General features: G+C 58.8%; 4 protein-coding genes. 2 read left to right on the forward strand and 2 right to left on the reverse strand.

Features of this window, described 5'->3' with window-relative positions; all coding sequences use genetic code 11:
- Positions 1-73 precede the first annotated feature (73 nt).
- On the forward strand, positions 74-1,183 hold the full coding sequence (locus AC0IYH_RS05675; RefSeq protein WP_116629854.1) for a 2-aminoethylphosphonate--pyruvate transaminase: 1,110 nt from the start codon (positions 74-76) through the stop codon (positions 1,181-1,183).
- 28 nt (positions 1,184-1,211) lie between these two features.
- Positions 1,212-2,039: a phosphonoacetaldehyde hydrolase gene (gene phnX, locus AC0IYH_RS05680; RefSeq protein ID WP_116629855.1), complete on the forward strand. Its 828-nt coding sequence runs from the start codon at positions 1,212-1,214 to the stop codon at positions 2,037-2,039.
- A 250-nt stretch (positions 2,040-2,289) separates the two neighbouring features.
- Here phnX and AC0IYH_RS05685 read toward each other — a convergent pair whose 3' ends face one another.
- Together AC0IYH_RS05685 and AC0IYH_RS05690 are read right to left on the reverse strand one after the other, a co-directional pair.
- The gene (locus tag AC0IYH_RS05685) at positions 2,290-2,649 is read right to left on the reverse strand and encodes a hypothetical protein (RefSeq protein ID WP_471833226.1); all 360 of its coding nucleotides are present in this window, start codon (positions 2,647-2,649) and stop codon (positions 2,290-2,292) included.
- A 6-nt stretch (positions 2,650-2,655) separates the two neighbouring features.
- Positions 2,656-6,735 (reverse strand): RHS repeat-associated core domain-containing protein (locus AC0IYH_RS05690; RefSeq protein ID WP_471833228.1); only part of this gene is annotated, 4,080 nt, incomplete at its 5' end.

The raw sequence follows: 6,735 nt of genomic DNA on the forward strand, positions 1-6,735 counted from the left end.
TTTGATTGATAACAAGCCAAACTGCAATTTAGGCGCCGTAGCTTCAACCCCCGATATCTTGCGAGGACTTGAGATGAGCACTGCCGCGCCGATCCTGCTGACCCCTGGCCCCCTGACTACCTCTGCCCGCACACGTCAGGCAATGATGGTGGATTGGGGTTCATGGGATGACCGCTTCAACACCCTCACCGCCAGCGTCTGCACACAATTGCTGGCCATCCTCAACGCCGCTGACAGCCACCACTGCGTGCCCCTGCAAGGCAGCGGAACCTTCGCCGTCGAAGCGGCCATTGGCACCCTGGTGCCACGCAACGGCAAGGTGCTGGTGCTGATCAACGGCGCCTACGGCAAGCGCCTGGCGAAAATCTGTGAAGTGCTTGGCCGCGATTTCAGTACCTTTGAAACCGCCGAGGACGAACCCACCACCGCCGCCGACGTCGACCGCCTGCTGCACGCCGACACAGCCATCACCCATGTGGCATTGATCCACTGCGAAACCAGCACCGGCATTCTCAATCCACTGCCAGAGATCGCCCAGGTCATTAAAAACCACGGCAAGCGCTTGATCATCGACGCCATGAGTTCCTTCGGTGCGTTGGCCATCGATGCCCGCGAAATACCGTTCGACGCCCTGGTTGCTGCCTCGGGCAAGTGCCTGGAAGGTGTGCCGGGCATGGGTTTTGTCTTCGCCGACAAACAAGCACTGGCCACCGCCCAGGGTAACTGCCACTCCCTGGCGATGGACCTGTTCGACCAGCACAGCTACATGGCCAAGACCGGTCAATGGCGCTTCACCCCGCCAACCCACGTGGTCGCCGCCCTGCACGAAGCGCTGCTGCAATACAACGAAGAAGGCGGCCTGCCCGCCCGCCATCAGCGTTACGCCGACAACTGCCAGGCTTTACTCGACGGCATGGCCGCACTGGGCCTGCGCAGCTTCCTGCCAGCGGCGATCCAGGCCCCCATCATCGTCACCTTCCACGCCCCGCAGGATCCGCGCTACCAGTTCAAGGACTTCTACGAACGGGTCAAGGCCAAGGGTTTCATTCTGTACCCGGGCAAATTGACCCAAGTGGAAACCTTCCGCGTGGGCTGCATCGGCCACGTCGACCCGACGGGCATGCAAGCGGCGGTCAAGGCCATCGCCGAGGTGCTGCAAGAAATGGAAGTGTTGGACATCTGATTCCCCCCATTACCCACAGGATCTGAACATGAACTATCAAAACCCCAACACCCTCCAGGCCGTCATCCTCGATTGGGCCGGCACCGTGGTCGACTTCGGCTCGTTCGCCCCCACGCAGATTTTTGTCGAGGCCTTCGCCGAGTTCGATGTACAAGTCTCCATCGAAGAAGCCCGTGGCCCGATGGGCATGGGCAAGTGGGACCACATCCGCACCCTCTGCGACCAGCCGCAGGTCGCCGAACGCTATCGCAAGGCATTCGGCCGCACGCCCACCGACGATGACGTGACCGCCATCTACCAACGCTTCATGCCCTTGCAGATCGAAAAGATCGCCGAGCACTCGGCGCTGATCCCCGGCGCGCTCGACACCATTGCGCGCCTGCGCGTGCAAGGTATCAAGATCGGCTCGTGCTCCGGCTACCCCAAGCAAGTCATGGACAAGGTCGTCGCCCTGGCCGCCACCAACGGCTACATCGCCGACCACGTGGTCGCCACCGACGAAGTCCCCAACGGCCGCCCATGGCCGGCCCAGGCCCTGGCCAACGTGATCGCGCTGGGCATCGACGATGTGGCAGCGTGCGTCAAGGTTGACGACACCGTACCCGGCATCCTCGAAGGCCGCCGCGCCGGCATGTGGACTGTGGCGCTGACCTGCTCCGGTAATGCGCTGGGGCTGACGTACGAACAGTTTCGCGCCTTGGATGCAGCAACGCTGGCCAGCGAGCGCAAGCGTATAGAAGCGATGTTCAAAGGCTCACGCCCGCACTACTTGATCGACACCATTAATGAGCTGCCGGGGGTGATCGCGGATATCAATGCGCGGCTGGCGCGAGGGGAAATGCCGCAGGCTTACTAAATTCGGTGGTTTGCCCGGCTGCTCACCCATTCGCTGTGGGTGAGCACGCTTTTTGTGGCGAGCGAGCTTGCTCGCGCTGGGCTGCGGAGCGGCCCTAAACCTGGCGCCGCCGACCTGCCTGAAACACCGCATCATACCGACGGGGGCCGCTTTTCGGCCCAGCGCGAGCAAGCTCGCTCGCCACAAGGGCGGTGTAGCCTTGAAAGTAAGTTTTGATGTTGCCTGAGAATAGAGTTTGTTCTACTTACTTTTAACTTTTCGACCTGGGCGTGTCGAAATATTGCTTTAAACAGGTCAAAAGGACTTGCATGAATTTCCTCTGATCAATTACAGGTGTGCTGAAATAAGTCGCCATGGTTTTGAAGACTGCATCAAAACTGTCATTTGTAGCTAAAAAGTGTGCGATCGAGGTAATGAACCACTCTTGCTCAGTCTTTGTATAAGCTAGAAATTCTGGTTTGGTCAGTTCATCAAAAAGCTCTGTAAGCTCTATCTCTTTGTTTATGTCTTTGGAGGCGATAAGCTCCTCCCGCTCTAAGTCGTCAGTGTTTTCAATGTCGTAAGTGAACAGTAATCCACGAATTATTGACATGCTAGGTTTGTTCTTCATTTTTAGTCATTGCTCCGTGTAAGCGGTTTTGGGTTTGCCTTGGCTATTTAATATCACCCTTGCTTTACGTTGTTGGCTGTATTGCATTTCATCTTTTGAATATCCTTCACCAATAATCTTGCCCATGTCCATTGGTTTTAATGAGGCAGCATGTCCATTTCTTCTAAAGATGAGCTGTGCCCGGTATATCGAGTTTAATTGATCCCTGTGACTGAGATAATGGGTAGCCGCGGGTGGGTATTTAGGCTCCCCAGTGTTTGGACCTGACGTGTAGCGCTCAATAACTCCAGTCGTCGGATTTTTTGCGGTATTCAGTCGTTCGAGCTGCGATTCCAGTGTCGTTTGTGCGCCGTGTTTCTCTAAAAAATGTGCTCCTGGCGTTGCCTTCTCCAGCTCCTCTAAGCGCCTATAGGCGTTCGCTTCCGCAAGCTCATCAATTCTTGCCTTTCGCTCAGGACGCGTCAGTTGCGGTAAAGCGGGCTCTCCATCATTAACTCTTGGCGCAGAACTTTGTGTAATAACGCTTGATTTGCAACCATCTTCGCCAGGGCAAGAACTCAACCCCAGAGGATCCACCCACCCCGTCGGGTTAGGCACGTACTGGTACGCGTTAATCCCACCCGCCAGCTTCACCGGGTCTGGCGTCAGGTAGCGACCAATATCTGGATTGTAGTAGCGATGGCGGTTGTAGTGCAGCCCGCTTTCCGGGTCGAAGTACTGGCCCTGGAAACGCAGTGGGTTGTCGATTTTGCCTACGTCTAGGCGGGCTATTTCGCCGTAGGCGCGGTAGTGGGCGGACCAGACGATTTCGCCGTCGGGGTTGGTGAGTTCCTGGGGCGTGCCGAGGTGGTCGAGTTGGTAGTGGTAGGGTTTGGTTTCCTTTGGGCCGTAGCCTTCGAGTAGGGCCAGTGGGCGGAAGCTGTCGGGTTCGTAGAGATAGCTGCGGTGGCGATCGGCGTGGTGTTCGGCAATCAGCTTGTCGCCTTGCCAGAAAAATTCGGTGGTGATGCCGTCGACGGTTTTGCTGATGCGTCGACCAAACGGGTCGTAGCGGTAGCGGGCGGTTTGGCCGTTGGGTTGGGTGAGGCTGATGAGGCGGTGTTGGCTGTCGTAGCGGTATTCGGTGATCAGTGCGTGGCCGCGGCCGCGCCGCTCGCGGATGAGGTTGCCGTAGGCGTCGTAGTCGTAGTGGCGGTCGCCCTGGATGGTCAGGCGGTTGGCGGCGACGATGTCGGGGCCGGGGCGGTCTTGCATCAGGAGGTTGCCGGCGGGGTCGTGGGCGAAGCGTTCCTGGACGTCTTGTGAGTGGTCGGCGCGGGTGAGGCGCGCGAGCGGGTCGTAGTGGTAGCTGCGTTCGCCTTTGCGGGTGTCGAGCAGGCGGCTGAGGTTGCCGGATGTGTCGTAGTCGTATTGGCGTTGGTAGAGGGTGTCTGCCTGCTGGGTGATGGCGTGGGCGTGCAGGCGCTGCTGGTCGTCGTAGTGGTAGTGGCTGAGGAGCTGGCCTTGTTGGCGTTGGTGTTCCTGGCCGGATTTGAAGAGGTGGGAGGTGAGTGTTTCGCCGTTCAACTCGACGGTGGACAGGTGGCCACCCTTGCCGTGATTGAACGCGACACGGTTATTGTCGGGCAGGCGCAGGTGTTGCAGTTGGCCGCAGGCGTCGTAGCCATAACGCAAGGTGCCCCAGCCTTGGTGCTCGGCGGTGAGGCGGTTTTGGCTGTCGTACTCGTAGGCTAGGGCCCAATGGTTGTCATCGACGCTGAGGAGATTGCCTTGGCGGTCGTAGGCATATTCAACAATGCTGTCGTCAGGAAGGGTTTTTCGTACGAGCCGGCCGGCATGGTCGCGCTGGTAGCGGGTAACCAGCTGACTGCCCTCGTCGCCGTATTCGGTTTTCTCCACCAGGTTGCCGTTGAGGTCGTAGGCGTAAGCCGTGCGCTGGCCGTCAAAGCCGGTTTCCTGCTGGATCAGGCCGTTGGGGTGGTAATCGAGTGTGTAGGTCTCGCCGACTTCATTTTCGATTTCGGTGAGCAGCAGCCGAACATTGTCGTAGCGGTACCTGACCTGGCTGCCATCGGCATTGATCCGACGGCTGATCAGGTGCAGCCCATCGGCATACTCGTAGCGGGTGACGTGCCCCAATTCATCGCGTTCGGCGGTGATTTTTCCGTAGGGGTTGTAGCTGTATTCCCGCGTGGCACCGCCCGGTTGGGTGAGTTTCAACAGGCGGCCAGCGGCATCCCACTGATACTGTGTCAGGGCGCCAAACTCATCCTCGCGCGCAATCTGTCGGCCGAGATCGTCATAGCGATAACGCTTGATCCCGCCATTGGGCAGCTGTTCTTCAACGAGCTGCCCACGCTCATTCCACACCCGCCGCAAGCAACTGTGATCCGGGTACCAAACCCCAATCAGCTGCCCATATTTGTCGTAGGTGTAATCGGTAACATGGCCATCGGGATCGGTCTTACGCGTAACATCGCCCTGGTCATTACGCTCATATTTCCAGACCGCCTCACCACGCCGCACCACGCGTACGAAACCATTGTCATGCTCGTAGGAAGTGGGCTCGTCGTCTCCGGGAAACAGCGCCACCAAGCGTCCGGCGTCGTCGTATTGGTACGCCGTCACCGCACCCAGCGGGTCCTGCTCGACGGTCAACCGGCCCTTGGCGTCGTAGTCTTTGAAATGCTCGGCACCATCCGGATCGATGCGCTGCACCAGCCGTGCGCGGTCATCGTGGACATACACTTCCTGGCTGCCATCGGCGTTGTGCACGGTGACGCGGCCGTTGTCGTCCCAGGCGTAACGCGTGTCCATCTGCGAGAAGCTGGCCCAATGCCGGACACAGCGTGCAGCTTTGCCGGCGCGTTCCCATTCCCAAAAGAAACTCGCGCCGCCGGCCAGTCCACGTTCCAGAATGACGTGCTGATCGTCGTAGCGATAAACTTCGGTTTCGCCTACGGCATTGGTCGCTGAAACCAGTCGGCCACGGTCGTCATAGGCGTAGGAAACAATGCAAAACTCGGTAACCCATTCGAAGGGTTCACGGCCCTTGGCGCGCTGAGTCTGGTAGTCCACCGCGACAATGTGGCCAGCCACATAGCGCAAAAACAGCGAGCGCCCGACACCGTTGTCCAACCGCTCAATGCGCCCGGAGTAGTCCCGGGAAATTTGCAGCCGGTTGTCATACGCATCGCTAATCGAGACCAGCACGCCATCGCGAAAGTGATAAAAGCGCGAGGCCTGCGCCAGGATCAGTTCATCAGGCAAATCGCCTAAATAAATCGCCGCTTCAGCCAGGCTATTAGTAATCGCCGGTCGCGACGCCGTAGGCAAGGGCAACGTGGTCGACCGATTCTCATGATCCGTCCACACCACCGACTCACCAGAAACAGCAAGCCGCTGCGCCAGCGAATGACTCCACCCAAACCCCAACCCACAATCCACCTCCACCGCACTGGTGCGATACACCCGGGTCCACTCAAACGGCAAAATCCCGTCCAGCGTGCCATCAGTCAGCGTCAGCAATTCTTCGCCAGTAACCATCGAAACAGGGCAGCCATTGGCAGCCGTCTTGTCCGCAGAACTGGCGGCATCCCCATTCAGGTTCTTGCCCGAAGCCGGTGCATCGTCGACAGGCTCCTGCCTCACCAACGCCGTCTGCCGGGATTTACTGCGCACCGCCGGCACCGGGTTGCTAACCAACTGCTCCCCAGCCTTCAACTGCGCAGCCGGCACGGACTTGATCGCCATCGCCGGGCCACCCAGCAATATCGGCTTCGCCACGTCACCATGCGTATCCAGGCGCGATTTTCCGAATTGCTCTGCCACGTGCCCCAACCACTCTCGCGCTCGGTGCGACTTGACCCCCGCCAGCACTTTCGTACTGATGCGCACCGCGATACCCATCCCGGCAGTGGCAGGGATAAGCAGCAGATTGATCAAGACTTCGGCGCTGATTTCCCCCAGCAGCTTGTTCATGTACGGCGGTGGCAGCAAACGCATCCAGCTGACCATCGCCGCCACATAAATAAACAGCAGCGGCTCATCGCTGAGTATCAGCAAGCCTTTGGCGAGGGTTTCGGC

It is taken from the genome of Pseudomonas sp. AC463, from assembly GCF_979253585.1.